We start from the raw sequence: 606 nt of genomic DNA, 5'->3' as shown, positions 1-606 counted from the left end.
ACCTTGAGGCAGTTCCGCGCTTTTGCGCGGAACAAAAAGCCACCCGCTAGGCGGGTGGGATTCAAGCTTAAGCAGGGCACTAGCCAACAGTGATAGAATAATGGATGTTCAGGCCATGAAAGCGATCAAAGGAGGAAGTGCCCTATGGCAAACAGTTTCGCACATACGAAATGGTTATGTAAATACCACATTGTATTTACACCGAAGTACCGAAGGAAAGTAATATATAACAGCATAAAAGCAGATATACGAGAAATAATCCGGAATCTGTGTAAATAGAAAGGTGTGGAGACACTGGAAGGTCACTTGATGCCGGACCATATCCACATGTTGGTGGCGATTCCACCGAAGTACAGTGTATCGCAGTTTATGGGTATTTGAAAGGCAAGAGCGCCATGATGATATATGAGCGCCATGCGAACCGGAAGTACAAATTAGGCAACCGGCACTTTTGGGCGGAAGGGTACTATGTGAGCACCGTGGGATTAAATGAAGCAACGATACGGAAGGATATACGTGAGCAAGAGACGCACGATCAGATGATGGATAAAATCACAACAAAGGAATTGGAAGACCCTTTTAAGGGGCTGGCCAAGTAATCAGTCC

Annotated in this window: 1 pseudogene; it reads left to right on the top strand. The window is 45.9% G+C overall.

The features are described from left to right. Nucleotides 1-144 precede the first annotated feature (144 nt). Nucleotides 145-599: pseudogene (tnpA, locus tag IAG03_RS14140) on the top strand (IS200/IS605 family transposase). Nucleotides 600-606 lie beyond the last annotated feature (7 nt).

The sequence above is a fragment of the Yeguia hominis genome (genome assembly GCF_014384705.1).
GTDB lineage: Bacteria > Bacillota > Clostridia > Oscillospirales > Acutalibacteraceae > Yeguia > Yeguia hominis.
This window is presented reverse-complemented; position numbering and strand designations above follow the sequence as displayed.